Below are 25,896 nucleotides of genomic sequence, written 5' to 3' on the forward strand. Positions count from 1 at the left end.
TGGGGGCGTCTGGTGTCGGGGTGTCGGGTTTTTTCAAGACCGTGGCGGGCTTTGTGCCTAAGCTGGGTGTCTCACAGGGCGCATCTATTTCAGCGCATTTTTGCAAAGGCAGTCTTCATGCAATTTGGCTACACCATTCTCTACGTCGAAGATGTTCCCAGGACCATCGCTTTTTATGAGGCCGCCTTCGGCTTCACCCGCCGCTTCGTGCACGAGGCCGGCGACTTCGGCGAGCTGGACACGGGCGCCACCGCGCTGGCCTTCTCGTCGCTGCGGCTGATGGCCGAGCTGGGCAAGAACCCGCAGCGCGCGTCGGCAGAGGCGCCCAGTTTCGAGATCGCGTTCACCACCACCGACGTGGCTGCTGCCGTGCAGCGCGCGGTGGATGCCGGTGCCCGGCTGGTGCAGGCGCCCGGGCAGATGCCCTGGGGCCAGACGGTGGCCTATGTCGCGGACATCAACGGTGCGCTGGTGGAGCTGTGCACGCCCATGGGGCCGCCCGCCGTTTGAACGGTCGTGGTGGCGCAGGCGTAGACGGTGGTGCCGGCCCCGGGGCGTGGGTTTCACATGAAATTCAGCCATAGCCCGCCTGCGCCACCGTGGCCAGCAGTTGTGGTGTGCGGCGCAGCGCTGCAGGCGTCTGCCCGAGCCAGCGCAGACAGTCGCGGTGGAAGTGGGCTTGGTCGGCGTAGCCGTTGTCGGCTGCAATCTCCGCCAGCGGTTTGGCCGTGCCGAGCGCCTGCGCTGCACGGCGCACGCGGGCCAGCGCGCGCCAGAAGCGGGGCGATTGGCCGGTGGAGCGTTGGGTCAGACGCTCCAACGTGCGTTCGGACACCCCTAGGCCGTGTGCTGCCGCGCCCACCGTGGCTGCATGCGCCAGCGCGTGTAGCGCCTCTTGGACGCGTGGGTCCCTGTCGGTGTGGTGGTCGATGGCCTCCAGCAGCAAGGCTTCCAGCGCCGTGGTGTCGTGGCCCAGGCCGCAGGAGCGTGGCCCAGCGCGGCGCCTGTGCTGGTGCCAGATGGCCCGTGCGGACTGCAGCAATGCTGCTGCATCGATGGTGGTGCCGGGACACAGGCGGTAGCCCAGCCAGTGCTCGCCAGCGCGTCCGGGCACCTCCATGACAGAGTCGGCCAGTGGTGAGATATGCCAGGCGGAGTGCCCGCAAGCGTCCACATGCAGGATGAGGTCGCTGCAGCCATCGGGCAGCACCGTGGTGGCACTGGCATCGGTGGTGTCGAACTGCCAGCGCGCCAGCACGGTCAGTGGCAGCAAGGGGCTGGTGCTGAGAGAAGGCGGCACGTCTGGCATGGCAGGCCCGCCGTCAGCGCTTTTGTGTGGTGCGAAAGCGCACCTCGCCCGGGTTGTGTCCTGCGTCGATGGTGATACGGAACACACTGTCGTCATGGCCAGACTGCGCCCGCGCTGTGAAGCGAATGCCCCGGCGCGTGGGCAGGCAGCTCATCTGGCTCAGGGTGATGGCGGCATGGTCGTTGTTGATCTGCGCAAAACCCTCGGTGTGAACCGCGGCGGCGCTGTCGGTGCGGTCCCGCGCGATCCACTGCAGGTAGAGAAAAGACTGCGCGTAGCGCGTGGCGTGCACGATGCGGTACGTGCCGCCGCCTTCACCCGGATGCACCGGGGCGGGCCACTGACCGCAAACCTTGACCCAGTCCACATCGGGCGCGGCGGTGAAGGATTCATACGGCATGTCTTGCCCCAGCGCGTGGGCATGCCCCGCACAGGCCAGCAGCGCGGCCGCCAGCCAAGGCGCGATGGGGCTGGGCACGCGCCTCACCGCTCGCCCTTGCGGTAGGGCTTCATCAGCGCCTGCGGGTACGCTGCCTTGCGCGCCACCAGCACCAGGGCCAGTATGGAGAGCAGGTAGGGCAGCATCAGATACACCTGGTACGGAAGCCACGCGCCGCCCGCCTGCTGCAGCCGAAGCTGCAGCGCATCGAAAAAAGCGAACAGCAGCGCGCCCAGCAGTGCCTTGCCGGGGCGCCACGAGGCGAACACCACCAGCGCGACGCAGATCCAGCCGCGCCCGTTCACCATGTTGAAGAAGAAAGCGTTGAACGCCGACAGCGTGAGGAAGGCCCCCGCCACACCCATCAACGCCGAGCCCGCCACGATGGCCCCCGTGCGCGTGGCCGCCACCGGGATGCCCTGGCCCTCGGCGGCCTGCGGGTTCTCGCCCACCATGCGCACGGCCAGGCCCAGCGGCGTGCGCATGAGCACCCAGGCCAGTATCGGCACCAGGGCCAGCGCCAGCAGCGTGAGTGGCGTCTGCGCTGAGAGAATGGGCACGCCCAGCCAATCCATGGCGGCGAAAGGCTCGATGGTGGGCGGCGTGTTCACCTTCGGAAAGCTCACGCGGTAGCCGTAGTAGCTGAGCGCTGTGGCCAGCAGCGTGATGCCCAGGCCCGAGACATGCTGCGACAGCGCCAGCCCCACCGTGAGCCAGGCATGCAGCAGCCCGAACACGCCCCCCGTGAGCGCCGCCACCAGCACCCCGGTCCACAGGCCGTGCCCGGCGTACACCGTGAGCCAGCCCGTGAAGGCGCCCGCCACCATGATGCCCTCGATGCCCAGGTGGAGCACGCCGGCGCGCTCGCACAGCAGCACCCCGAGCGTGCCCAGGATGAGCGGCGTGGCCACGCGCAAGGTGGCGATCCAGAAGGCCGGATTGGCCATGATGTCGAGGAGTTCGGTCATTTCCACCTCACCCGGTACTGCGTGAGCAGGGTGGCGACGAGCACCGCGATGAGCGAGGTGGCCACGATCACGTCGGCGATGTAGGTGGGCACGCCCACCGCGCGGCTCATGCTGTCGGCACCCACCAGCACGCCGGCCACGAAGGTGCCCGCCGCGATCACGCCCAGCGGGTGCAGCCCGGCCAGCATGGCGATCACGATGCCGCTGTAGCCATAGCCCGGCGACATGTCGAGCGTGACGTAGCCGGTGCGGCCCGCCACCTCGATGGCACCGGCCAGCCCCGCCAGCCCGCCCGAGAGCAGGGCCACCAGCACCACGGTGCGGGTGATGGGCACGCCGGCAAACGCGGCGGCCCGCGCATTGGCACCGGCCGCGCGGATGTCGAAGCCCGGCACCGTGCGCCGCAGGATGGCCCAGAGGATCAGTGCCAGGCCGATGGCCCACAGCAGTCCCGTGTGCAGGCGCGTCTGCGGCACCAGCCTGGACAGCTCCAGGTCTCCCTGCAGCGCCACGCTCTGCGGCCAGCCCATGGACAGCGGGTCTTTCATGGGACCGTCGAGCAGGGCCGAGACCAGCAGCAGGGTGATGAAGTTGAGCAGCAGCGTGGTCACCACCTCGTCCACCCCCAGGCGCGACTTCATGAGCGCCGGGCCCAGCAGCAGCAGGGCGCCGGCCAGGGCCGCCGCCAGCATCATCGCCGGGAACAGCAGCCAGGGCGACCATTCCAGCCCCGTGCCGCCATGCAGGCCGCCCACGGCCACGGCGGCCAGCGCGCCGGCATACAGCTGCCCCTCGGCACCGATGTTGAACAGCCGGGCGCGAAAGGCCACCGCCGCGGCCAGCCCGGTCAGGATCAGCGGCGTGGCGCGCGTGAGCGTTTCGGTCAGCGCGAAGACCGAGCCGAAGGCGCCTTTGACGAGCAGTGCATAGGTCTGGCCCACGGGCGCGCCGGCCCACAGCACCAGCAGGCCGCTGATGACGAGGGTGAACACCACGGAGCCCACCGGCGCCGCCACGTAGGCGGCGGGGGAGATGTGGTTGCGTTTCTCAAGCCGCATGGGTCGGCGCTTCGTGGGGAATGGAGGGCATCGGATTACCATCCGCGGCGGAGAGGTTCGGCTTGCACCACGCAGGCCGCCAATAACGGGAGAGAGAGATCATGCAAAACCTGGTGTGGGGATGGCTTGGGCGCCTGTTGCTGTGCGGCGCGCTGGCGCTGGGCTGCGCAGGTGCCATGGCACAGGCATTGACCGGCGAGGGCCCGGCAACGGCTGCGCCGGTCGCCCCGCCGGACCTGCCGCTGAAGAACGAAGCGGAATACACCGCCGACATCAACGAATGGCTGGACCACACACGCAGGCTGCAGGAAGAAGGTCGGGTGCGGCACAGGCGCATCACCATCGGCGTGGTGTCGGCCCTGGTGGCAGGCTTTCTCGGCCTGCTGCTGCATACCTGGCGCAGCGGCCGGCCCATGGCCTTCAAGATCAGCCGCGTGCTGCTGTGGGCGCCCCTGTTCCTGTTGGCGGGGGTGTGGTTCTTTCCATCCATCATCCTGATGGTGATGGGGTGTGCGCCCGTGATGCTCGGCGTGTGGTGGCGGCGCGCCCTAACGTGGTGGGAGCTGTCCATCGCCTCCGCGCTGTACCTGCCGGCCCTGGTGTTCACCTGGCTTGTCTTCAGGACACTGGCTGGCATGGGCGGCGGGTAAGGGCCCGGGCGCTGAATCGGCGCCTGCGCAGTCACGGGGTTTCCTCCGCGCTGCTGGCGGCGCCCGCCATCGCCAGGCCGATGGCCTCGCGCGTCCAGCCCTCTGCGGGCCGCGCTGCGCTCAGGTGCCCCTCGTGCATCACCGCCACGCGGTCGCCCAGGGCCAGCACCTCGTCGAGATCGTCCGAGATCAGCAGCACGGCGGCACCGCCGTCGCGCGCGTTGATGAGCTGCTGCTGCACGAAGGTGACGGCGCCGATATCGAGCCCCCAGGTGGGCTGGTGGGCCACGATGAGGCGCGGCGCAGGGGCGCTCTGGCTGGCGTCGTAGGGCGGCAGCAGGGCGCGGCCCAGGATGAGCTTTTGCATGTTGCCGCCCGAGAGCGCGCGGGCAGGGGTGTCGGGCCCGCCGCCGCGCACGTCGAAGGTCTCGGCCACGCGCTGGGCATGCTGGCGCGCGGCGCCGCGCTTGACCCAGAAGGCCCGGAACCAGGGGTGGGCGAACCAGTGGCTGCGCAGGCGTTCGGACACGGCGTTCTCCCACACCGGCAGGTCGCCCACCACGCCCACGGCATGGCGGTCCTCGGGGATGCGGGCCACGCCCTGGTCCACCACCCAAGCCGGGCGGGCCTGCAGCGGCGTGCCGAGCAGCGTCACCTGGCCTGCGGTGGCGGCGCGCACGCCGCACAGCACATCGGCCAGCGCCACCTGGCCATTGCCCGAGACACCGGCGATGGCGACGATCTCGCCGGCGTTCAGGGTGAGCGATACGCCCTGCAGCCGATCACGACCCGTGGATGCCGTGGATACGTTGGCCAGCGCGCACACCGGCGCACCCACGCTTCGGGCGGGGCGGCGTTCGCTGGCCTCGATGGCATGGCCCACCATCCACTGCGCGAGCTGGCCTTGCGTGGTGCCCTGCGCGGGCGCCTCGGCCACGAGCTTGCCCTGGCGCAGCACGGCCACGCGGTGCGAGACGCGCAGCACCTCGGCCAGCTTGTGGCTGATGAAGATGATGGACAGGCCCTGCACCACCATCTGCGCGAGCGTGTCGAACAGCGCTTCGCTTTCCTGCGGCGTGAGCACGGCGGTGGGCTCGTCCAGGATGAGGATGCGCGCGCCCCGGTACAGCGCCTTGAGGATCTCCACGCGCTGGCGCTCGCCGACCGAGAGGCCGCCCACCAGCGCCTCGGGCCGCACGGGCAGGCCGAACTGGCGGGACACCGCCAGCAGGCGCTCGCGCGCACCCGCGCGCCGTGAGAAGGGCTGCCACAAGGGTTCGGTGCCCAGCAGCACGTTGTCCAGCACCGTGAGGTTGTCGGCCAGGGTGAAATGCTGGTGCACCATGCCGATGCCCGCCGCCAGCGCCGCGCGTGGCTGGCCGGGCGGCAGCGGCTGGCCGAAGACCTCGATGTGGCCCGCGTCGGCCACGTAGTGGCCGAACAGGATGGACATCAGCGTGGACTTGCCCGCCCCGTTCTCCCCCAGCAGTGCCAGCACCTCGCCGCGCTGCAGCGCAAGGCTGATGCCGTCGTTGGCCACCAGCTTGCCGAAGCGTTTGGTGATGCCCTGCAGGCGCAGGACGGGGCCGGAGGGGTCCGTCATTTCCAGTTCGAGAGAAAGGCCTGCAGCACCTTGGCGGAGTTGGCCGCCGCCAGGCCCATGAAGGTGCCCATTTCATTCTCGCCTTCGCCACCACCGGCCAGATCGCTCAGCGAGCGAAAGGCGATGTAGGGCACGCCGTTGCTGTGGGCCACCATGGCGGTGGCGGCGGTCTCCATGTCGAGCACATTGGCCTCGAAGGTCTTGAACGCGTACTCGCGGAAAGCCTTGTTGTCCACGAAGGCCTGGCCCGACACGCCGTTGCCGCCCACCACGAGCTGCGGGCGCTGTTTCAGGCAGGTGCTGGCCAGGCAATGCGCCAGGCCCACGTCCTGCAGGCCGCGCGCGGTGGCCAGCATTTGGGGGTCCGCCTCAAACCAGAACTGTTTGGTGATGCCGGGCTTGGCCGCCGACCTCACCTCGACCGGGCGCGGATGCATCATGCCGAAGGCGGGCATCGTCAGCTCGCTTTTCATCCACGCGGGGGCGCTGTACTGGCCGGGCTGGTCTTCACGCGCCATCAGCCATTCCATGTACTGGCCCCACTGCGCGGGCACGGTCACGTCCCCAATGTGCAGGCCGGGGTTCACGCCGCCGGCGATGCCGGAAAAGACGATGTGGCTCACGTTGAAGCGGTCCAGCACCAATTGCGTGTTCATGGCCGCGTTGGTCATGCTGATGCCCGACAGGAACACCACCACGGGCTTGCCCGAGAGCGTGCCGGTGGTGAATTCCACGCCGTTGACGCTGTGCCTGGCGGGCTGCTGCACCTGCGGCAGCAGCACCGTCAGCTCGGGTGCAAAGGCCGAGATGACGGCGATGCGCGGCGTGCTGTCCAGCCGTGCCGCCTGGCCCGGCGCGACCGCGGCGCATCCCGCCACCAGCGTGGCCAGGGCCAGGGCGCCCAGCAGGCGCATGCACCGCGCGGCCAGGGCGGTTGTCTCGGGGCGGTGGGAAAGCGGTGCGGGCATGGCGTTCCTTGTCGGGAAAAAGAAGAAAAGGAAAAATCGTACAGCGCAGCGCACGGCGGCGCAGGCCACAGCGCAGCCGGTGCCCGCGCGCCGGGGTGCCTACCTGGCCGTGGACTTGGGCTGGCTGTCGTCCACCTTCACGCTGAACTTGCCGGCCAGGATGTCGGCCTCCTTGGCCTTGACCTTGGCCACGATGTCGGCGGGCACCTTCTTCTCGAACGTGCCCAGCGGCGCCAATTCAGAGCCCTTGTGCTTCATCATCGAGTAGGGGCCGTAGTCCTCGGCCGTGAACTTGCCGTCCTTGACCAGCTTGAGGGCGCGTTCGATGCTGGGCTCCATGTGCCACAGCGCGGAGGCGACCACGGTGTCGGGGTACTTGTCCTGGGTGTTGATCACGTTGCCGATGGCCAGCTTGCCCTTCTCCTTGGCCGCGTCGGACACGCCAAAGCGCTCGGCATAGAGCACGTCGGCGCCCTTGTCGATCATGGCGAAGGTGGCTTCCTTGGCCTTGGGCGGGTCGAACCAGCTGTTGATGAAGGTGATGGTGAACTCGACCTTGGGGTTGGTCTCCTTCGCGCCGGCCATGAAGGCGTGCATCAGGCGGTTGACCTCGGGAATGGGGAAGCCGCCGACCATGCCGATCTTGTTCGTCTTGGTCATGCCGCCCGCGACCATGCCGGACAGGTAGGCGGGCTCCTGGATGTAGTTGTCGAACACGCTGAAATTGGGCGCCTGCGGCTTGCCCGAGGAGCCCAGCAGGAACGAGGTCTTGGGGAAGTCCTTGGCCACCTTGCGGGCGGCGGTCTCCACCGCGAAGGCCTCGCCCACGATGAGCTGGTTGCCGCCGGTGGCGTACTCGCGCATCACGCGCTCGTAGTCGGCGTTGGAGACGTTCTCGCTGGCCTTGTATTCGATCTCGCCGCGCGCTTCGGCGGCCTTCAGGGCCTTGTGGATGCGGCTCACCCACTGCTGCTCGTAGGGCACCGTGTAGATCGCCGCGACCTTGAGCTTGGACTGCGCGTGGGCCAGAGAGGGCGCCAGGCCCATGGCGGCCGAAAGGGCCATGGAAGTGCAGAGCAGGCGTCCGGTGAAGATGCGGCGAGTGGTCATGGTGGGGTCCTTCAGACAGGCAAACAAGGAGGAATGGGTGTCAGCAGCCAAGCAAGGAGCGCGCCAATGGGCAGCCGCCCGGTGGCACGAGGCCGGAGGCAAGTCTGCCAGAGGAAAGCCACCAGTTGGTAAAAAAATGACGCGCCAAAAAAACCACCGGAGGGCCTGGCCCCGCGGTGGCTGGTTCGCGATGGCGTGCCGTGCGCCTACTTGGTGCCGAAGATCCGGTCCCCCGCATCCCCCAGCCCCGGCAGGATGTAGCCGTGGTCGTTCAGTTCGCGGTCGATGGCGGCGGTGAAGATCGGCACGTCGGGGTGGGCCTTCTGCAGCGTGGCCACGCCTTCGGGGGCGGCCAGCAGGCACACGAACTTGATGGAGCGGGGGTTGAGCTTTTTCAGGCGGTCCACGCAGGCGGCGGCCGAGTTGCCGGTGGCCAGCATGGGGTCCACCACGATGATGTCGCGCTCGTCCATTTCGGACGGCATCTTGAAGTAGTACTCCACCGGCTGCAGCGTGGCCGGGTCGCGGTACAGCCCGATGTGGCCCACGCGGGCGCCGGGCACCACGTTGAGCATGCCGTCGAGGAAGCCGTTGCCCGCGCGCAGGATCGAGACCAGTACCAGCTTCTTGCCGTCGATCACCTGGCCGGTCATGGTCTCCAGCGGGGTTTCGATCTGCACCTCCTGCAGGGGCATGTCGCGCGTGACTTCGTACGCCATGAGCGTGCTGAGCTCGCCCAGCAGGCGGCGAAAGCTGTTGGTGCTGGCGTCCTTCTTGCGCATCAGCGTGAGCTTGTGCTGGACGAGGGGGTGGTTGATGACGGTGACGTTGCTCATGGCTGGGCCTGTGTTTTGGGGGATGGAAAGAGGCGCGCCTGCATTTTTACCTGACAGAGGCGCTGGCGGCAGGCACTGTCAGGGTTGCGGGCTGCCGTGCTGCCGTGCTGCCGTGCTGCCGTGTGGCTGGCCGTGGCGGGCCGCTGGCGTCGCCCTCTGGGGCTGGCGGCGGCGCGGCGCATGGGTGAGTCTAATCCGACAGGAACCGCGCATAGCGCGCCAGGTCCACATTGCCGCCGCTGATGATGACGCCCACCCGTTCGCCCTGCAGCAGCTTGCCGCCGTCATCGACACCCGAGAACGCGTGCGCGCCCGCATAGGCAAGGGCGCCCGTGGGCTCCACCACGATCTTCATGCGCTCCGCGAAGAAGCGCAGGGACTGCATGAGCTGGGCGTCGCTCACGCTCAGGATGTCTTCCACCCGCTCGCGGATGATGGGAAAGGTGAGCTCGCCCAGCGCCTGGGTCTGCGCGCCATCGGCGATGGTGTGCGGCGTCGGGATGCGCACGATCTGCCCCGCCCGCAGCGACTGCTGGCCGTCGTTGCCGTTTTCGGGCTCCACGCCGATCACGCGGCAGCGCGGTGCCAGGGCGCCCGCGGCCAGCAGGCTGCCTGCCAGCAGGCCCCCGCCGCCCACGCACACGAACAGGTAGTCGAGGTCGGGCACTTCTTCAAAAAGCTCCAGCGCCGCGGTGCCCTGGCCCGCGATGACGTGGGGATGGTCGAACGGAGGCACCAGCGTCATGCCGCGCTCCAGCGCCAGGCGGCGGCTGATGGCCTCGCGGTCCTCGGTGTAGCGGTCGTAGGTGACGACCTGGGCTCCATAGGCGCGCGTGGCCGCCATCTTGGAGGCGGGCGCGTCTTCGGGCATGACGATGGCGACGGGCATGTCCAGCAGGCGGGCCGACAGCGCGATCGCCTGCGCATGGTTGCCGGCCGAGAAAGCCAGCACGCCGCGTTCGCGCTGCTCGTCGGTGAACTGGGCGAGCGTGTTGAAGGCGCCGCGGAACTTGAACGCGCCCGTGCGCTGCAGGTTCTCGCATTTGAAGAAGAGCTGGGCGCCCAGCATTTCGTCGGCGGTGGTGGAGCGCAGCACCGGCGTGCGGTGCGCGATGCCCTTGAGCCGGTGCGCGGCGGCGGCCACGTCGTCGTAGGTGGGCGGGGTCAGACTGGGCAATGTCATGGCGGCGTCCTCGGGGCAGGGGCGGGCAGGGGGTTGCCCGTGTTCGCCACATGATAGCCCCAGACGCGATCGCCGCGCGCCGAAAAGGCCTCTGCCGGTTGTCCTGTCAGCGCGGGCAGCTATCAATTTTGATTTTTCGCGCCGGTCTTGCGGCGCGGCGCTCTCAGCCCAGTTCGCTGAACCGTACCAGCGGCGCCAGGGCCGGGAAGTCGCCCGCGCGCTTTTGCTTCATGGCCGTGACCGACTCGCGCACGTGCTGGTTGCTCCAGATGGCGCCCTGCAGCCAGCCCATCTGGCGCAGGCTGTCTTCCACGCTGTGGTCGCGCGCGTAGTTCACGGCCTGCTTGGTGCCCCAGATGGCGACGGGGGGCTTGGAGGCGATCTCCTGGGCGCATTGCAGGGCGGCGGCCAGCATGGCCTCCTGCGTGTCGAACACCTCGTTGACCAGCCCGTGGCCCAGGGCCCTGGCGGCGCCCAGGCGGCGGCCGGTGTAGGCCAGTTCTTTCACCACGCCCAGCGGGATGAGCTTGGGCAGGCGCTGCAGCGTGCCCACGTCGGCCACCATGCCGATGTTGATTTCCTGGATGCAGAAGAACGCATCCGCCGTGGCGTAGCGCACGCAGGCCGCCGTCACCATGTCCACCGCGCCGCCGATGCAGCCGCCGTGGATGGCCATGATCACGGGGATGCGCAGGTTCTCGATGCGGGTGAAGGTGGCCTGCATGTCGGTGAGCAGGTCGAAGATGGCGGCGCGGCCTTCGGGGCTCTGGTCGTCCATGGTGATGGCGCCGCCGAAGGTCTCCAGCGCCATGCCCGCGCTGAAATGCTTGCCCGTGCTGCTGATGACCAGCGCGCGCGCCTCGCCCGCCTGTTGCAGGTGGGCCAGCACCTCGTCCAGCTCGCGCCAGAAGGTGGGGTGCATGGTGTTCATGGCCTCGGGCCGGTTCATCACCAGGTGGGCGACATGCTGGGAGATGCCGAGGCTGAAGCAGGTGAGGGTCTTGTTCATGGGGTGCCACTGTAGACCCGCTGGCCCCGGCAGTGTCGTCGCCTGGGTGACTTTGGATGATTCTGGCTTCAAGCCCTTATCTATCAAGCGCCAATAGCTATCAAATAAGGAGCATTTGCACGAGGGTGGCAGACGGCCGTGGCATGGCCCGTCAATCGCCGCCCCCGCCGCCGCAGCCGCCGCCATCCCCTGCGCCGTCGCTCCCGCCTCCATCCGAGCTGTCGGCGCCGCCGAAGTCGCCCGAGCTGCCGCTGTAGCCGCCGTCCGAGAAGCTGGTGCCGCAGTAGCTGTCGCCGCCGCTGCCGCCCGCATCGCTCTTGCGGGCGATGTCGGAGCAGTCAGGCACGTAGGCAAAGCCGCCCGGGATGGCGAACTTGGCATCCAGCGCGAACAGCAGGGGCAGGCGGCTGGGGGCCTTGGGGTCGATGGATTCCTCCTTGCACACCCAGTACCAGCAGCGGCGCAGGCCGTCGTTGTGCCGGGCCTTCGCGCCCAGCGCCTCGGCGGGCGTGTGGTGCAGGAAGAAGCCCAGCGCATGGTGGCACCAGTGCTTGTAGGCCTGGGTGTGCAGGATGAACTCATGCCACAGCACGTCGACCGCCCTGGAGGGCATGGCCACGAACTGCTTGTTGCCGCGCAGGCAGGCCATGAAGAACTGGCGCAGGCCCCGCTCCACCAGCTCGCAGTCGCGCGTGCTCAGGTGGGGGTAGGTTTCGCGCAGCTTGCGCTGCAGAAAGCGGGGCAGGGGGGCTTCGCGGATGGTGCGCTGGCGCACCGCGCGGGTCCACTGGATCGCCAGGGCCGTGATGATGACCGTGGCAAGGAAATACAGGAGCCAGGGCCAGCGCAGGCGCCAGGCGCCGCCCAGGAGCCCGGCGATGGCAACCACCCACGCGGCAATCGCCAGCGGCACGACCTTGCTTGCCCACCACAGCAGCATGTTGTCGATGCGTTTCATCGTCCCTCCTTTTTTGTTGTTGTGTGGCGATTTCACGGCGGTTTTGTGACCGATTGATGACACTTCGGATGGTGTCGCCAGGGGGGCACGGCTGGTGTGCCCGCCGCACCATCACCACCCTGCTGCAGCCGCGGCGACAGTGCCGCGCCGGGGACGCAGGGCAGGGGCGGGAATCTGCGCCCCGCCCGTGGTCAACGGCGCTTGCTGCCGCCGAAGATGCTGCCCAGCACTCCGCGCAGGATCTCCTTGCCCAGCGAGGTGCCCATGGTGCGCACGGCCGACTTGGCCATGGTCTGGGCCAGGCCGTCGCGTTTGCCGCCGCGCGGGCCTGTGGTGCCAAACAGCACGTCGTTGAGCCCGCCCATCAGGCCGCCGCCGCTGTCTTCCGTGTTGGCGGGCGTGCCTTTGCTGCCATTGGCTGGCGCCTGGGCGCTGGCTTCGGCCGCGCGGCCCTTGAGTTTTTCGTAGGCCGACTCGCGGTCCACCACCTTTTCATACACGCCCGCGACCAGCGAGTTGGCCACCAGCACCTGGCGCTGCTGCGGCGTGATGGGACCGAGCTGGCTGCCGGGCGGCAGCACGAACACCCGTTCGGTGATGCTCGGGCGGCCCTTGGCATCGAGAAAGCTCACCAGCGCCTCGCCCACGGCCAGTTCGGTGATGGCGGTCTCGATGTCGAGGCCCGGCTTTTGCCGCATGGTGGTGGCCGTGGCCTTCACGGCCTTCTGGTCGCGTGGCGTGAAGGCGCGCAGCGCATGCTGCACGCGGTTGCCCAGCTGGGCGAGCACGCTGTCGGGGATGTCCAGCGGGTTTTGCGTCACGAAGTACACGCCCACGCCCTTGGAGCGCACCAGGCGCACCACGAGTTCGATGCGCTCGATGAGCACCTTGGGCGCCTCGTTGAACAGGAGGTGGGCCTCGTCGAAGAAGAACACCAGCTTGGGCTGCTCGGGGTCGCCGATCTCGGGCAGTTGCTCGAACAGTTCCGACAGCATCCACAAGAGGAAGGTGGCATACAGCCGCGGCGAATTCATGAGCTTGTCGGCCGCCAGGATATTGACGACACCGTGGCCATCGACGGTTTGCATGAAGTCCTGGATATTGAGCATGGGCTCGCCGAAGAACTCGCTGCCGCCCTGCTGCTCGATCTGCAGCAGCCCGCGCTGGATGGCGCCCACGCTGGCGGCGCTCACGTTGCCATATTCGGTGGTGAACTCCTTGGCGTTGTCGCCCACGTACTGCAGCATGGCGCGCAGGTCCTTGAGGTCCAGCAGCAGCATGCCGTTGTCGTCGGCGATCTTGAACACCAGGTTGAGCACGCCCAGCTGGGTTTCATTGAGGTTGAGCATGCGGCCCAGCAGCAGCGGGCCCATGTCGGACACGGTGGCGCGCACCGGGTGGCCCTGTTCGCCGAACACGTCCCACAGCGTGGTGGGGCAGGCCAGGGGGGCGGGCAGGGGAAGGCCGCGCTCCTTGAGCACGGCGGCCAGCTTGTCGCCGATCTTGCCGGGCTGGCTGGCGCCCGTGAGGTCGCCCTTCACATCGGCCATGAACACCGGCACGCCGATGCGCGAGAAGTTCTCGGCCAGGGTCTGCAAGGTCACTGTCTTGCCCGTGCCGGTGGCGCCGGTGATGAGCCCGTGGCGGTTGGCCAGCCCTGGAAGCAGGTGGCATTCGATGGTGTCGTGCTTGGCAATCAGCAGGGGTTCGGCCATTTGGGGTTTCCTCGGGGGTACAGGTTCGGCAAAAAGTAAAATCGCGCTCAGTAGATTAAATCAATACAAAAGGATCTCTCGTGGCAGGACACAGCAAATGGGCGAATATCCAGCACCGCAAGGGGCGGCAGGATGAAAAACGCGGCAAGATCTGGACCCGCATCATTCGCGAAATCACCGTGGCTGCCCGCTCGGGCGGCGGCGACCTGTCTGCCAACCCCCGCTTGCGTCTGGCGGTGGACAAGGCCAAGGCGGCCAACATGCCCGCCGACCGCATCAAATACAACATCGACAAGGCCACGGGCAACGCCGAAGGCCTGACCTACGAGGAAATCCGCTACGAAGGCTATGGCATTGGCGGCGCGGCCATCATGATCGACACCATGACCGACAACCGGGTGCGCACCGTGGCCGAAGTGCGACACGCGTTCAGCAAACACGGTGGCAACATGGGGACCGAAGGCTCGGTGGTGTTCCAGTTCAAGCACTGCGGCCAGCTGATCTTTGCCCCTGGCACCAGCGAGGACAAGGTGATGGAAGTGGCGCTGGAGGCGGGCGCCGAAGACGTGGTGACCGACGATGATGGCGCCGTGGAGGTGCTGACCGCTCCGGCCGACTTCGAGGCCGTGAAGAACGCGCTGGAGGCGGCGGGCCTCACTGCCGAGGTGGCGGGCGTGACCATGCGGCCCGAGAACACCATTGAACTGACCGGCGACGACGCCGCCAGGATGCAAAAGCTGCTGGACGTGCTGGAAGACCTGGACGATACGCAAGAGGTCTACCACAACGCCGCGCTCTGACCTCTGCGCCCCTGGATCGCCGATTTTTTCTTGCGCTGACCTGTTTTCCGACTGATATTTCCCCGAACCCCGCCACGCAGCCCGGTGCTGCGGGCCGGGTTCACCAAAGGCTCCTATGAAAGTACTTGTGATTGGTGGCGGCGGCCGTGAACACGCGATGGCGTGGAAACTGAGCCAGTCCCCCAAGGTGACCAAGGTGTATGTGGCGCCCGGCAACGGCGGCACCGCGCTGAACCCCAAGCTCGACAACGTGGCCATCTCCGACGTGCGCGAGCTGCGCGTGTGGGCGCAGGCCGAGAAGATCGCGCTGACGGTGGTAGGCCCCGAGGCGCCGCTGGCCGCCGGCGTGGTCGATGAGTTCCGTGCCAACGGCCTGCGCATCTTCGGCCCCACCAAGGCCGCTGCGCAGCTCGAAAGCTCCAAGGCCTTCTCCAAGGCCTTCATGCGCCGCCATGGCATTCCCACGGCCGACTACGACACCTTCACCGACCCGGCCGCCGCCCACGCCTTCGTGGACCGCCTGGGTGCCCCCATCGTCATCAAGGCTGACGGCCTGGCCGCTGGCAAGGGCGTGGTCGTGGCCATGACGCTGCAGGAGGCCCACGATGCCGTGGACTTCATGCTGGTGGACAACAAGTACGGCGTAACGCACAACGAAGGCGGTGCGCGCGTGGTGATCGAGGAATTCCTCGAAGGCGAGGAAGCCTCCTTCATCGTGCTGTGCGATGGCAAGAACGTGCTGGCGCTGGCCACCAGCCAGGATCACAAGCGCCTCAAAGACGGCGACGAAGGTCCCAATACCGGCGGCATGGGTGCGTATTCGCCCGCGCCAGTGGTCACGGCCGATGTACATGCCCGCGCCATGCGCGAGATCATCCTGCCCACGATCCGTGGCATGGAAAAGGACGGCATCCCTTACACCGGCTTCCTGTACGCCGGCCTGATGATCGACGCCAAGGGCCAGCCCAAGACGCTCGAATTCAACTGCCGCATGGGTGACCCCGAGACGCAACCCATCCTCATGCGCCTGAAAAGCGACTTCAGCGACGTGATGGCCGCTGCAGCCGACGGCAAGCTCGACCAGATGGAGCTGCAATGGGACCGCCGTACCGCGCTGGGCGTGGTCATGGCCGCCCACGGCTACCCCGAAGCTCCGCGCAAGGGCGACCCCATCACGGGCCTGCCCGCCGAGGCCGACGATGCGGTGGTGTTCCACGCCGGCACGCAGTTGCAGGACGGCGTGGTCAGCGTGACCGGCGGCCGGGTGCTGTGCGTGACGGTGCTGGCCGACAGCGTCAAGCAGGCGCAGCAGCGTGCCTACGACGTGGCGCGTGGCATCCAGTTCGATGGCGCGCAATACCGCCGCGACATTGGCTTCCGCGCGGTGAAATAGCTCCCCCTGAGTCGCCTGCGGCGCCTTCCCCCGCAGGGGGATGACGCCCTCGCGGCGGGGCGGCCCTTGGCTTGGCGTCCCTGGCCTGGGCCGCGCCAGTTTTAGCGGCCACGCATGGCGCCGATGGCAATGGACAACTGAAATGCAACAACCTGGATTGAATCCGGCCACGACCGTGGCGACCGTACGCAGCTACTTGCAGGGCCTGCAGGCGCGCATCACCGATGCGCTCGAGGCCGTGGAAGGAGAGGGCGGTGCACGCTTTCTGGCCGATGCCTGGAGCAAGCCGCCCGGCGAGCCGCTGCAGGGCGATGGCATCACCAAGATCCTGGAGGGCGGCCGGGTGTTCGAACGCGCGGGCTGTGGCTTCAGCCATGTGCGCGGCCCGCAGCTGCCACCCTCGGCCACGCAGCACCGGCCCGAGCTGGCCGGTGCGCCGTTCGAGGCCATGGGCGTGTCGCTGGTCTTCCACCCGCGCAACCCCTATGTGCCCACCGTGCACATGAATGTGCGCATGATCGCGGCGGGCCATCCGGGGCAGGCGCCGACCTGCTGGTTTGGCGGTGGCATGGACCTCACGCCGTACTACGGCTTCGAGGAAGACGCGGTGCACTTTCACCGCACCTGCCGCGATGCGCTCAGCGCCTTTGGCGACGACAAGTACCCACGCTTCAAGCAGTGGTGCGACGAATACTTCTACCTCAAGCACCGCGGCGAGCAGCGTGGCGTGGGCGGGGTGTTCTATGACGACTTCTCGGAGCTGGGCTTTGACCAGAGCCTGGCCATGACGCAGTCGGTGGGCGACGCCTTCCTCAAGGCCTACCTGCCCATCGTGGAGAAGCGCCAGAACCTGCCGTTTGGCGAGCGCGAGCGCGACTTCCAGCTCTACCGCCGGGGCCGCTATGTGGAGTTCAACCTGGTGTGGGACCGGGGCACCCACTTTGGCCTGCAGTCGGGGGGGCGCACCGAGTCCATTTTGTTGTCCATGCCGCCGCTGGTGTCGTGGTCGTACCAGCGCTCCGATGCCGCCGATTCGGCCGAGGCGGCGCTGTTGCAGAGGTTCCTGGTGCGCCGCGACTGGCTTGCCGAAGGTGCCGCCCCCACCGCCTGAAAGCCGGTCCCAAGGGTGTGAACACTGCAAAAGCTATAATTTCAATAGCTGCCCGCGCTTTTCACACCAGCGCAAGAGGCCAAAAACACCTCAAACTGCTGCAGCGCCAAAGCACAACACCAGCGCAACACCCAAGGCTCAGCCCGCTGGCTGTGCGCTGCGTTGCACGCTATATTGATTCCATTCCCTCTCTATTCACCGCCTGATGACCACCTCCACCAAATCGGAAACCGCCGCCAAGAAAGACGTCACCAAACTCCAGCGCGCCATCGTCGATGGCCTGGAGGACGTCAAGGCGCAAGACATCCAGGTCTTCAACACCGAGCATCTCTCGCCGCTGTTTGAACGGGTGATCGTGGCATCGGGCACCTCCAACCGCCAGACCAAGGCCCTGGCCGCGAGCGTGCGCGACGCGGTGAAGGAAGCCGGTTTCACCAAGCCGCGCATCGAGGGCGAAGACAACGGCGAATGGATCATCGTGGACTGCGGCGCCGCCGTGGCGCACATCATGCAGCCCGCCATCCGCCAGTATTACCGCCTGGAAGAGCTGTGGGGCGACACGCCCGTGCGCCTGAAGCTCGGCGCGGCCAAGCCGGTCTCCAGCGCGGCCACCGAGCTGGCCGAGAAGAAGTCGGCCCAGAAGGCGGCGAAATCCGACGCCAAGGCCGCTGGCAAGGCGCCTGCAAAAAAGACGGCGGCGCCCACCGTGGCGGCCCGTTCCGGCAAGGCCACGGTGAAGGCCGTGGCCAGGACCGCCGCCAAGACTGCCGCGGCTGCGCCGGCCAAGTCTGCTGCCGCCAAGCCGGCTGCGAAGACCCACGTTGGCAAGCCCGCCGCCAAACCCGCCAGCAAGACCGCGGGCAAGGTTGCCGGCACGGCAGCCGCCAGGAAGCCTGCAGCGCCCAAGGCACCCGTCAAGACCGTGGTCGTGAAGCCAGGCGGCGCGAAAAAGCCCGCAGCCAAGAAATCATCGGCCCCCGTGGGCAAGGCGCCTGCGCGCGCCGCCGCCAAGCCGGCGTCCAGGACCGCTGGCGCCGCCGCAGCGGCCAAGCCCGCGGCCAAGAAGGCTCCAGCCCGCAAGGGCTGATGCGTGGGCGGGGCTGTGTGCTGGCCGCTACGCCTGCGCACGGCGCCCCCTCTGAACCCCAGGTGCACATCACATGAAGCTGCTTATCGTGGCGGTCGGGCAGCGGGTGCCTGACTGGGCGCAAACGGCTTACGACGACTACGCCAAACGCTTTCCGCCCGAACTCAAGGTCGAACTCAAGGCCGTCAAGACCGAACCGCGCGGCTCCAAGACCCTGGAGACGCTGTACGCCGCCGAGCGCGAGCGCATCGAGGCGGCCATCCCGCGCGGCACGCGCGTGGTGGCGCTGGACGAGCGCGGCACCAGCCTCACCACCAAGGCCCTGGCCGAACGGCTCAAGGGCTGGCAGCTGGGTGGCGACGACGTGGCACTGGTCATCGGCGGCCCGGACGGGCTCGATCCGGCGTTTCGCCAGGGCGCGCACGAGCGCATCCGCCTCTCGGACCTGACTTTGCCCCACGCCATGGTGCGCGTGCTGCTCATCGAGCAGCTGTACCGCGCCTGGTCGGTGAACGCCGGGCACCCTTACCACCGCGAATGAGGGCTGGATCGGCGTGCGGGTGAAATACTATATTTTTTTTATAGCTGCTAGCGCTTGATGGATAAGCGCTAGAGCCGGTTTTCTTCTCAAAATCCGTTCATGCCCGATTTCATCTACCTTGCCTCCCAGAGCCCCCGCCGGCGCCAGCTGCTCGAACAGCTGGGCGTGCGCCACGAACTGCTGCTGCCCAACGTGGACGGCGACGAGCCCGAAGACGCCGAGGCCATCGAGGCGGTGCTGCCCGGCGAGGCGCCCACGGCCTATGTGGAGCGCGTGACCGGCCTCAAGCTGGATGCCGCCGTGGCCCGGCGCGCGCGTCGGGGTTTGCCGGATGCGCCCATCCTGTGCTCTGACACCACCGTGGCCTTGGGCCGCGCGATTTACGGAAAACCCGACGACGCACAACACGCTGCGCGCATGCTGGCCGAACTGGCAGGGCACGAGCACCGCGTGCTCACCGCCGTGGCGCTGCAGGTGGGCCCCAGGCGCCTTTCTGCGCTGTCGGTGTCGCGCGTGACCTTCGCCGCCATGACGCCCGCGCAGATTGATGCCTACGTGGCCACGGGTGAGCCACTGGGCAAGGCCGGGGCTTACGGTATTCAGGGCCGGGCTGCTGCCTATGTGGAGCACCTGGCTGGCAGCTATTCGGGCATCATGGGGTTGCCGATGTACGAGACAGCGCAACTTCTGCGCGCCGCCGGGTTTCAGATATGACCCTCCTGAGTCGCTTGCGGCGCCTTCCCCCCAGGGGGACGCCGCCAGGGGCCTGGCAAAGCCAGTTCCCCGGCGGCCCTGGCGTAGCGCCTCGGTGATTCCAACAGCAGCAAGAACGCGACCGATTTCAGAAAAGAAGAAGCCATGCAACAAGACATCCTGATCAACTGGTCGCCCCAGGAAACCCGCGTGGCCGTGGTGGAGCATGGCGCCGTGCAGGAGCTGCACATCGAGCGCACGCTGGAGCGCGGCCTGGTGGGCAACGTCTACCTGGGCAAGGTCTCGCGCGTGCTGCCGGGCATGCAGTCGGCCTTCATCGACATCGGGCTGGAGCGCGCGGCCTTTTTGCACGTGGCCGATGTGTGGCAACGCCAGCCCGATGGCGAGCCGCCGGCATTCGCCCGCAAGAACGAGCCGCAGGTACCCATTGAAAAGCAGGTGTTCGAAGGCCAGTCGCTGATGGTGCAGGTCATCAAGGACCCGATCGGCACCAAGGGCGCACGCCTGTCCACGCAGATCAGCGTGGCCGGGCGCCTGCTGGTGTTTCTGCCGCAGGACGACCATGTGGGCGTGTCGCAAAAAATCCCCGGCGCGGAGCGCGATGCGCTGCGCGCGCGGCTGCAGGCGCTGGTGGGCGACAAGGCCACGGGCGGTGGCGGCGGCTTCATCCTGCGCACCAACGGAGAGGATTCGACCGATGCCGAGCTGGCGGAGGACATCGCCTACCTGCGCAAGACCTGGGCGCGCATCAAGGAGGCATCGCTCAAGCTGCCCGCGATGTCGCTGCTGCACCAGGACCTGGACCTGCTGCAGCGCGTGTTGCGCGACCTGGTGGGCGACCACACGCAGACCATCCGGCTCGACTCGATGGAGCAGTTCCAGCGGCTGCGGGCGTTTGGTGTGGAGTTCATGCCCGCCGCCGCCGGCAAGCTGCAGCACTACAAGGGCGAGCGCCCGATCTTCGACCTGTACTCCATCGACGAGGAAGTGGCGAAGGCGCTGGGCCGGCGCGTCGATCTGAAATCCGGCGGCTACCTCATCGTGGACCAGACCGAGGCGCTGACCACCGTCGACGTGAACACCGGTGGCTACGTGGGCGCGCGCAATTTCGACGACACCATCTTCAAGACCAACCTGGAGGCCGCGCAGGCCATTGCGCGCCAGCTGCGCCTGCGCAACCTGGGCGGCATCATCATCGTGGACTTCATCGACATGGTGCGCGAGGACCACCAGCAGGCCGTGCTGGCGGAGTTCCGAAAGCAGCTTGGCCGCGATCGCGTGAAGACCATGGCCGGCGGCTTCTCGCAGCTGGGCCTGGTGGAGATGACGCGCAAGCGCACCCGCGAATCGCTGGCCCACATGCTGTGCGAACCCTGCGAGGCCTGCCAGGGCAAGGGCAGCGTGAAGACCGCGCGCAGCGTGTGCTACGACATCCTGCGCGAGATCCTGCGCGAAGCCCGCCAGTTCAACCCGCGCGAGTTCCGCGTGGTGGCCTCGCCGCGGGTGGTGGAGCTGTTCCTGGACGAGGAAAGCCAGCACCTGGCCGGTCTCTCGGACTTCATCAAGAAGCCGATCTCGCTGCAGTCCGAAAGCGCGATGGGGCAGGAGCAGTACGACATCGTGCTGCTCTAGCCCTGGCCGCCTTTTTCGCCGCCAGCTCAGCTTTCGATCTGCATCGCCGGACGCGCCTGCACGCGCGCCAGCCAGGCCTGCACGTGGGGGTGTGCGTTGACGGGCGCACCCAGGTACACGCTGTAGCCCAGGACCGAGCCCACCACCAGGTCCACCAGCGAGTAGTCCGCGCCCAGCATCCAGGGCTGCGCGGCCAGCCGTGCATCCAGCAGCGTCAGCAGTTCGTTCAGCCCCCGGGTGGCGGCCTCGGCGTGCGCGGGGCTGCGCAGGGCCTCGTCGCCTTGCGTGGCCACCTGCAGGCGCACCAGGACCGTGCCGTAGGTGACATACGCCCAGACGCACCACGACAGGGCCTGCAGCGCCTCTGGCGTGCCCGCGGCGGGCCACAGCCCCCGCTCGATGCCGTAGCGGTGGCCCAGCCACAGGTGGATGGCCAGCGCCTCGAACATGGGGGCGCCGTCCACGGTCAGGGTGGGCACCTTGCCGTTGGGGTTGAGGGCCAGGTACTCCGGGCGGCGCTGCTCGCCAGTGCGGATGTCGATCTTCACGCGCTCGTGGGGCACGCCCAGTTCGGCAAGGGCGCAGGCAATGGGGCTGGCGCTGGACATGGGGTGCCAGTAGAGGACGATGGACATGGAAAACTCCTTGGTGGTGGAAGAAAAGGTGGTGCCACTGTAGATTCCATTGCGGACAGTTTCGGTCCTCAATAAAAAGTACAGTCGCACCATGCTCACTTCATCGACCCGCCTTTTGCGCCTGCTGTCGCTGCTGCAGACGCGCAACCACTGGATGGGGCCAGAACTGGCCGAGCGCCTGGAGGTGCACCCGCGCACCCTGCGGCGCGACATCGACCGCCTGCGCCAGCTGGGCTACCCTGTGCATGCCAGCAGCGGGGTGGCCGGCGGCTATGCCTTTCGCGCCGGACAGGCGCTGCCGCCCCTGCTGCTGGACGACGACGAGGCCCTGGCCGTGTCGATCGCGCTGCGCACCGCCACGGCCGGCGCGGTGGGCGGCATCGAGGAGCCCGCGCTCCGGGCGCTGGTCAAGCTGGAGCAGGCCATGCCCGCGCGCCTGCGCAAACGCGTGGACGCGCTGCGCTCGGCCATCCTGCCGCTGGACCGCACCGGGCCGGTGGTGGAAGCATCGCTGCTGGCCACGCTGGCGTCCGCCTGCCGCGACCAGCTGCGCATCGAGTTCAGCTACGAGGACGGCAAGGGCCGCAGCGCACAGCGCCAGGTGGAGCCGCAAGGGGTGGTGCACACCGGCGAGCGCTGGTACCTGGTCGCCTGGGACCGGGTGCGCACCGACTGGCGCACCTTCCGCATCGACCGCATCGTGGGCGACCCCCAGGTGGGCGCGCATTTCGCGCCCCGGGCCTCGCCTGACGGCGGCGATCTGAAGGGCTACGTTGCGCGCTCCATCTCGGCGCCGCACCACGCCGAGCAGGCGCGCGTCGTGCTGCATGCGCCGTATGCGGTGATGTCGCGCCGCATTCCCAAGTCCGCGGGCGTGGTCTCCACCCTGGGCAAGGGGCTGCGGTGCCAGCTGGAGTGCGCGGCCAATGATTCCCTGGTCTACTGGCTGATGGCGCTCGATGTCGAATTCGAGGTGCTCGCGCCGGCATCGCTGAAGGAGCGGCTGCGGGTGGCGGGCGAGCGGGCGTTGCGCTGCACGGCATGAGCCTTTGGGGGCTGTGGCAGGCATCGATGGCCGATCCCGCTCCGGCCACCAGAGCCGGGCCCTTCCTGGCAACTGCTGCACCCGTTGCAGGAGTCAACTGCATGCCCCCCGATTGCTGGATACGGCACCACAATTTACGCTCTGTGCATGGAATCAACCGACAAGGAAAAACCCATGCACCACCGCGTGCGGATCGATGCAGCCGGAGGGCCCGATGCCCTGCGGCTGGAAGGGGTGGAGCCCCAGGCGCCCGGCCCAGGCCAGGTGTGGCTCGCGCAGGCGGCCATCGGCGTGAACCCGCTGGACGTGAGCCAGCGCAAGGGCGCGGTGCCCATCCCGTTCCCGTCCGGCCTGGGGCTGGAAGGCGCGGGGCAGGTGGCGGCCGTGGGGCCGGGGGTGCTGAATGTGGCGGTGGGCGACCGTGTGGGCTACGCCACCGGGCCGCTGGGGGCCTATGCCAGCGCGCGCCTGTTCCCGGCCGAGCGGCTGGTCAGGCTGCCCGATGCGCTGGGGTTGGACGAGGCGGCGGCGGTGCTCTTCAAGGGCATCACGGCGCAGTACCTGCTCAAGACGACATATTCCGTGGCCCCGGGCTCGAAGGTGCTCATTTATGGCGCGGGCGGCGCGCTGGGCCAGCTGATGTGCGCCTGGGCCCGTCACCTGGGCGCCTTTGTGATGGGCGTGGTCTCCCGGCCCGAGAGCGTGGAGCGCGCCCGGGCGGCGGGCTGCGACGCGGTGTTCGTGTTCGACCCCGCCACGCTGGCGGACCAGGTGCGCGAGGCCACGCACGGCAGCGGGGCCGACGTGGCGTACGATCCCATCGGGCGGGCCACGCTGGAGGACTCGCTCGACAGCCTGCGCCCGCGCGGCCTGCTGGTGTCCTTTGGTGCCACCTCGGGCGTGCCGGCGCCCATCGCGGTGGGCACGCTCAATGCCAAGGGCTCGCTGTTCCTCACGCGCCCCTCGCTGGCCGCGCACACGGCCACGGCGGCGGAGTACCAGGAGCGCGCCCAGGACGTGCTGCGGGCCGTGGCGGACGGCGTCATCACGCCGCGCATCTGGCGCCGCTACGCGCTGGCCGATGCGGGCACCGCGCATGCCGACCTGGAGCAGGGGCGCTCGCAAGGTGCGATCATCCTGGCTCCGTAGCCTCTGCGCTCCCATGGCGCTTTTGATACCCGATGGACCTGCTCGACAGCCAGCACGCCGATGAACTGGCCACCCTTATTGCCCTGAGCGACGCGGGTTCGTTCGCGGCGGCGGGCCGCGCGCTGCAGCGCCACCCCTCGGTGCTGTCCAAGCGCCTGAACGCGCTGGAGCGCCGCCTGGGCGTGAGGCTGGTCGAGCGCACCACGCGTCAGCTGCACCTGACGCACGAAGGCCAGCGCCTGGTCGAGAAGGTGCGCGAGGCGACGGACTTGATCGCACAGGCCCAGAAGGAAGCGGCCGATGGCGCGGCGCAGGTGCGCGGGCGGCTGCGCGTGTCGGTGCCCGCCGCCATGGGGCGGCGCCTGCTCAGCCCGATGGTGGCCGAATTTGCGCTGGCCCATCCGCAGGTCACGCTGGAGCTGGAGTACGCCGACCGGCTGGTGGACATCGTGGGCGAGCGCTTCGACGCCGCGATCCGCATCGGCCAGCTGGCCGACAGCCGGCTGGTGGCCACGCGGCTGTGCAGCCACCGCCGCATCATGGCGGCGGCGCCGGGCTACTTGGCGAAGAACGGCACCCCGCAGGTGCCTGCGGACCTGGCGCAGCACAACTGCCTGGGCTTCACCGGCCTGCAGTCCTACCCTGAATGGCAGCTCACGCAGGCGGGGGCGAGCCACAGCGTGGTGGTGCGCGGCTCGCTGGTGAGCAACGACAACGAAGCGCTGCTCGCGGCCGCCATCCTGGGCGTGGGCATCCTGGCGGGCGGCGACTGGCTGATCGACCCCGGCATCGCATCGGGCCAGCTGGTGCAGGTGCTGCCGCAGTGGCAGCTCAACACCGACGCGGGGATCTATCTGGTGCGGCCCTCGGCACGCTTCAGCACGGCGGCGATGGCGGCCTTTCGCGCCTGGGTGGTGGACTGGTTTGCCGCGCGGGCGGACAACGGTCATGACCAGGCCACCGTGGATGTGCCCCCGTGAGCTTGGCGTCCTTGTGTTGTCAACTTCGTCTTGTTTCGGCTGTGATGCCGGTCCGCGCTTCTTCCTCTATTGACATTCCATGACCCAGGCAACGCCCCAGCCCCAGCAGCACCCCACCGCCACGCCGGGCACGCTCGACGCGCTCATTCCCCTGCTCTTCGTCGCGCTGTGGAGCACCGGCTTCATCGGCGCCAAGCTGGGGCTGCCGTATGTGGAGCCGCTCACCTTTTTGGCCATTCGTTTCGCGATCGTCGCCGTGCTGATGCTGGCGGTGGTGACGCTGGTGCGTGCTCCGTGGCCGCCGTCGGGCAGGGCGTGGCTGCACATCGGCGTGTCGGGCCTCTTGGTGCACGGGGTGTACCTGGGCGGGGTGTTCATCGCTATCGGCCACGGGTTGCCGTCGGGCATCACGGCGCTGGTGGTGGGGCTGCAGCCGCTCTTGACCGCGCTGGTGGCGGGCGCCCTGCTGGGCGAGAAGGTGCGGCCCGCGCAATGGGCGGGCCTGGCGCTGGGTTTTACCGGCGTGGCGCTGGTGGTGGCCGGCAAGGTGGCCACCGTGCCGGGCGGCGCGCTGGTGGACATGCTGCTGCCGGCCGTGGTGGCGCTGCTGGGCATCACGGCGGGCACGCTGTACCAAAAGCGCTTTTGCCCCGCGTTCGACCTGCGCACCGGCTCGGTCATCCAGTACCTGCCGTGCGTGGTGGCCATGGCAGTGCTGGCGTACGCGACGGAAACCATGGCCGTGCAGTGGAGCGGCGAGTTCCTGTTCGCGCTGGGCTGGCTGGTGCTGGTGCTGTCCCTGGGCGCCGTCAGTTTGCTGAACCTGCTGATCCGCCGTGGTGGCGCGGTGAACGTGGCCAGCCTGTTCTACCTGACCCCGCCCACCACCGCGCTGATCGCCTGGGCCGTGTTTGGCGAGACGCTCGGCGGCTGGGCGCTGGCGGGCATGGCGCTGGCGGTTCTGGGTGTCTGGCTGGCCCGGCAGACCCGGTAGGGCCGGGGG

At 68.4% G+C, this 25,896-nt stretch carries 26 protein-coding genes; 13 read left to right on the forward strand and 13 right to left on the reverse strand.

Features of this window, described 5'->3' with window-relative positions:
- The first annotated feature begins 117 nt into the window (after positions 1 to 117).
- Positions 118 to 510: a VOC family protein gene (locus AC07PV_RS01725; protein ID WP_218294851.1), complete on the forward strand. Its 393-nt coding sequence runs from the start codon at positions 118 to 120 to the stop codon at positions 508 to 510.
- Positions 511 to 574: 64 nt separating this feature from the next.
- On the opposite strand, the gene AC07PV_RS01730 is transcribed toward AC07PV_RS01725, so the two are convergent.
- From AC07PV_RS01730 to AC07PV_RS01745, 4 genes are read right to left on the reverse strand one after another with little or no spacing between them, the layout of a single operon-like run.
- The gene (locus AC07PV_RS01730) at positions 575 to 1,309 is read right to left on the reverse strand and encodes an AraC family transcriptional regulator (protein ID WP_494629199.1); all 735 of its coding nucleotides are present in this window, start codon (positions 1,307 to 1,309) and stop codon (positions 575 to 577) included.
- Positions 1,310 to 1,322: 13 nt separating this feature from the next.
- Positions 1,323 to 1,787 (reverse strand): hypothetical protein, encoded by a 465-nt coding sequence (locus AC07PV_RS01735; RefSeq protein ID WP_494629200.1) that lies wholly within the window; start codon positions 1,785 to 1,787, stop codon positions 1,323 to 1,325.
- A 5-nt stretch (positions 1,788 to 1,792) separates the two neighbouring features.
- Complete coding sequence (locus tag AC07PV_RS01740; protein WP_492805022.1) at positions 1,793 to 2,716, reverse strand: ABC transporter permease; 924 nt, start codon at positions 2,714 to 2,716, stop codon at positions 1,793 to 1,795.
- Entirely contained in the window at positions 2,713 to 3,774 is a 1,062-nt protein-coding gene (locus AC07PV_RS01745) for an ABC transporter permease (protein ID WP_494629202.1), read from the reverse strand. Before AC07PV_RS01745 ends, AC07PV_RS01740 begins: the two co-directional genes overlap by 4 nt.
- Positions 3,775 to 3,875: 101 nt before the next feature.
- Here AC07PV_RS01745 and AC07PV_RS01750 point away from each other — a divergent pair, with 101 nt between their 5' ends.
- Positions 3,876 to 4,424 (forward strand): hypothetical protein, encoded by a 549-nt coding sequence (locus tag AC07PV_RS01750; RefSeq protein WP_494629203.1) that lies wholly within the window; start codon positions 3,876 to 3,878, stop codon positions 4,422 to 4,424.
- A gap of 31 nt (positions 4,425 to 4,455) precedes the next feature.
- Here the strand turns inward: AC07PV_RS01750 and AC07PV_RS01755 are convergent, their stop codons facing one another.
- The 8 genes from AC07PV_RS01755 to AC07PV_RS01790 form a co-directional block, all read right to left on the reverse strand.
- Positions 4,456 to 6,027: an ABC transporter ATP-binding protein gene (locus AC07PV_RS01755; RefSeq protein ID WP_494629204.1), complete on the reverse strand. Its 1,572-nt coding sequence runs from the start codon at positions 6,025 to 6,027 to the stop codon at positions 4,456 to 4,458.
- On the reverse strand, positions 6,024 to 6,995 hold the full coding sequence (locus AC07PV_RS01760; protein WP_494629205.1) for a 5'-methylthioadenosine/S-adenosylhomocysteine nucleosidase: 972 nt from the start codon (positions 6,993 to 6,995) through the stop codon (positions 6,024 to 6,026). The genes AC07PV_RS01755 and AC07PV_RS01760 overlap by 4 nt, the downstream gene beginning before the upstream one ends.
- 99 nt (positions 6,996 to 7,094) lie before the next feature.
- Positions 7,095 to 8,105 (reverse strand): BMP family protein, encoded by a 1,011-nt coding sequence (locus AC07PV_RS01765; protein ID WP_218294858.1) that lies wholly within the window; start codon positions 8,103 to 8,105, stop codon positions 7,095 to 7,097.
- A 206-nt stretch (positions 8,106 to 8,311) separates the two neighbouring features.
- Positions 8,312 to 8,941 carry a uracil phosphoribosyltransferase gene (gene upp, locus AC07PV_RS01770; RefSeq protein ID WP_494629207.1) on the reverse strand — a complete coding sequence of 210 codons (630 nt, stop codon included), beginning with the start codon at positions 8,939 to 8,941 and terminating at the stop codon, positions 8,312 to 8,314.
- 190 nt (positions 8,942 to 9,131) lie between these two features.
- Positions 9,132 to 10,124, reverse strand: coding sequence for a threo-3-hydroxy-L-aspartate ammonia-lyase (locus AC07PV_RS01775; RefSeq protein ID WP_218294860.1), 993 nt, complete (start codon positions 10,122 to 10,124; stop codon positions 9,132 to 9,134).
- A gap of 163 nt (positions 10,125 to 10,287) precedes the next feature.
- Complete coding sequence (locus AC07PV_RS01780; protein ID WP_369642548.1) at positions 10,288 to 11,133, reverse strand: enoyl-CoA hydratase-related protein; 846 nt, start codon at positions 11,131 to 11,133, stop codon at positions 10,288 to 10,290.
- Between the two features lie 151 nt (positions 11,134 to 11,284).
- Positions 11,285 to 12,091 carry a glycine-rich domain-containing protein gene (locus AC07PV_RS01785; RefSeq protein ID WP_494629208.1) on the reverse strand — a complete coding sequence of 269 codons (807 nt, stop codon included), beginning with the start codon at positions 12,089 to 12,091 and terminating at the stop codon, positions 11,285 to 11,287.
- A gap of 191 nt (positions 12,092 to 12,282) precedes the next feature.
- The gene (locus tag AC07PV_RS01790) at positions 12,283 to 13,806 is read right to left on the reverse strand and encodes a helicase HerA-like C-terminal domain-containing protein (protein WP_218338489.1); all 1,524 of its coding nucleotides are present in this window, start codon (positions 13,804 to 13,806) and stop codon (positions 12,283 to 12,285) included.
- An 80-nt stretch (positions 13,807 to 13,886) separates the two neighbouring features.
- Here AC07PV_RS01790 and AC07PV_RS01795 point away from each other — a divergent pair, with 80 nt between their 5' ends.
- The 7 genes from AC07PV_RS01795 to rng all read left to right on the forward strand — a co-directional run bounded on the left by AC07PV_RS01795 (position 13,887) and on the right by rng (position 21,084).
- Complete coding sequence (locus AC07PV_RS01795; RefSeq protein ID WP_218294864.1) at positions 13,887 to 14,606, forward strand: YebC/PmpR family DNA-binding transcriptional regulator; 720 nt, start codon at positions 13,887 to 13,889, stop codon at positions 14,604 to 14,606.
- Positions 14,607 to 14,721: 115 nt separating this feature from the next.
- Positions 14,722 to 15,999, forward strand: a complete 1,278-nt coding sequence (gene purD, locus AC07PV_RS01800) for a phosphoribosylamine--glycine ligase (protein WP_494629210.1) — start codon at positions 14,722 to 14,724, stop codon at positions 15,997 to 15,999.
- 142 nt (positions 16,000 to 16,141) lie between these two features.
- A complete protein-coding gene (hemF, locus tag AC07PV_RS01805) occupies positions 16,142 to 17,110 on the forward strand; it encodes an oxygen-dependent coproporphyrinogen oxidase (RefSeq protein WP_218338490.1) in 969 nt (322 codons plus the stop codon).
- A gap of 205 nt (positions 17,111 to 17,315) precedes the next feature.
- Positions 17,316 to 18,197, forward strand: coding sequence for a ribosome silencing factor (gene rsfS, locus AC07PV_RS01810; protein WP_218338491.1), 882 nt, complete (start codon positions 17,316 to 17,318; stop codon positions 18,195 to 18,197).
- A 73-nt stretch (positions 18,198 to 18,270) separates the two neighbouring features.
- Complete coding sequence (gene rlmH / locus AC07PV_RS01815; protein WP_005798500.1) at positions 18,271 to 18,738, forward strand: 23S rRNA (pseudouridine(1915)-N(3))-methyltransferase RlmH; 468 nt, start codon at positions 18,271 to 18,273, stop codon at positions 18,736 to 18,738.
- A 99-nt stretch (positions 18,739 to 18,837) separates the two neighbouring features.
- A complete protein-coding gene (locus tag AC07PV_RS01820) occupies positions 18,838 to 19,452 on the forward strand; it encodes a Maf family protein (RefSeq protein WP_369642544.1) in 615 nt (204 codons plus the stop codon).
- A gap of 144 nt (positions 19,453 to 19,596) precedes the next feature.
- On the forward strand, positions 19,597 to 21,084 hold the full coding sequence (gene rng / locus AC07PV_RS01825) for a ribonuclease G (RefSeq protein ID WP_492805035.1): 1,488 nt from the start codon (positions 19,597 to 19,599) through the stop codon (positions 21,082 to 21,084).
- Between the two features lie 26 nt (positions 21,085 to 21,110).
- Here the strand turns inward: rng and AC07PV_RS01830 are convergent, their stop codons facing one another.
- Entirely contained in the window at positions 21,111 to 21,719 is a 609-nt protein-coding gene (locus tag AC07PV_RS01830; RefSeq protein WP_494629211.1) for a glutathione S-transferase family protein, read from the reverse strand.
- A gap of 91 nt (positions 21,720 to 21,810) precedes the next feature.
- On the opposite strand from AC07PV_RS01830, the gene AC07PV_RS01835 reads away from it, so the two are divergent.
- The 4 genes from AC07PV_RS01835 to AC07PV_RS01850 all read left to right on the forward strand — a co-directional run bounded on the left by AC07PV_RS01835 (position 21,811) and on the right by AC07PV_RS01850 (position 25,887).
- Entirely contained in the window at positions 21,811 to 22,764 is a 954-nt protein-coding gene (locus tag AC07PV_RS01835; protein ID WP_218294871.1) for a helix-turn-helix transcriptional regulator, read from the forward strand.
- A gap of 174 nt (positions 22,765 to 22,938) precedes the next feature.
- Positions 22,939 to 23,913, forward strand: a complete 975-nt coding sequence (locus AC07PV_RS01840; RefSeq protein ID WP_494629212.1) for a quinone oxidoreductase family protein — start codon at positions 22,939 to 22,941, stop codon at positions 23,911 to 23,913.
- A gap of 32 nt (positions 23,914 to 23,945) precedes the next feature.
- The gene (locus tag AC07PV_RS01845; protein WP_494629213.1) at positions 23,946 to 24,893 is read left to right on the forward strand and encodes a LysR family transcriptional regulator; all 948 of its coding nucleotides are present in this window, start codon (positions 23,946 to 23,948) and stop codon (positions 24,891 to 24,893) included.
- 79 nt (positions 24,894 to 24,972) lie between these two features.
- Positions 24,973 to 25,887 (forward strand): DMT family transporter, encoded by a 915-nt coding sequence (locus AC07PV_RS01850; protein ID WP_494629214.1) that lies wholly within the window; start codon positions 24,973 to 24,975, stop codon positions 25,885 to 25,887.
- Positions 25,888 to 25,896 lie beyond the last annotated feature (9 nt).

This window comes from Acidovorax sp. GW821-FHT09A11 (genome assembly GCF_059418365.1).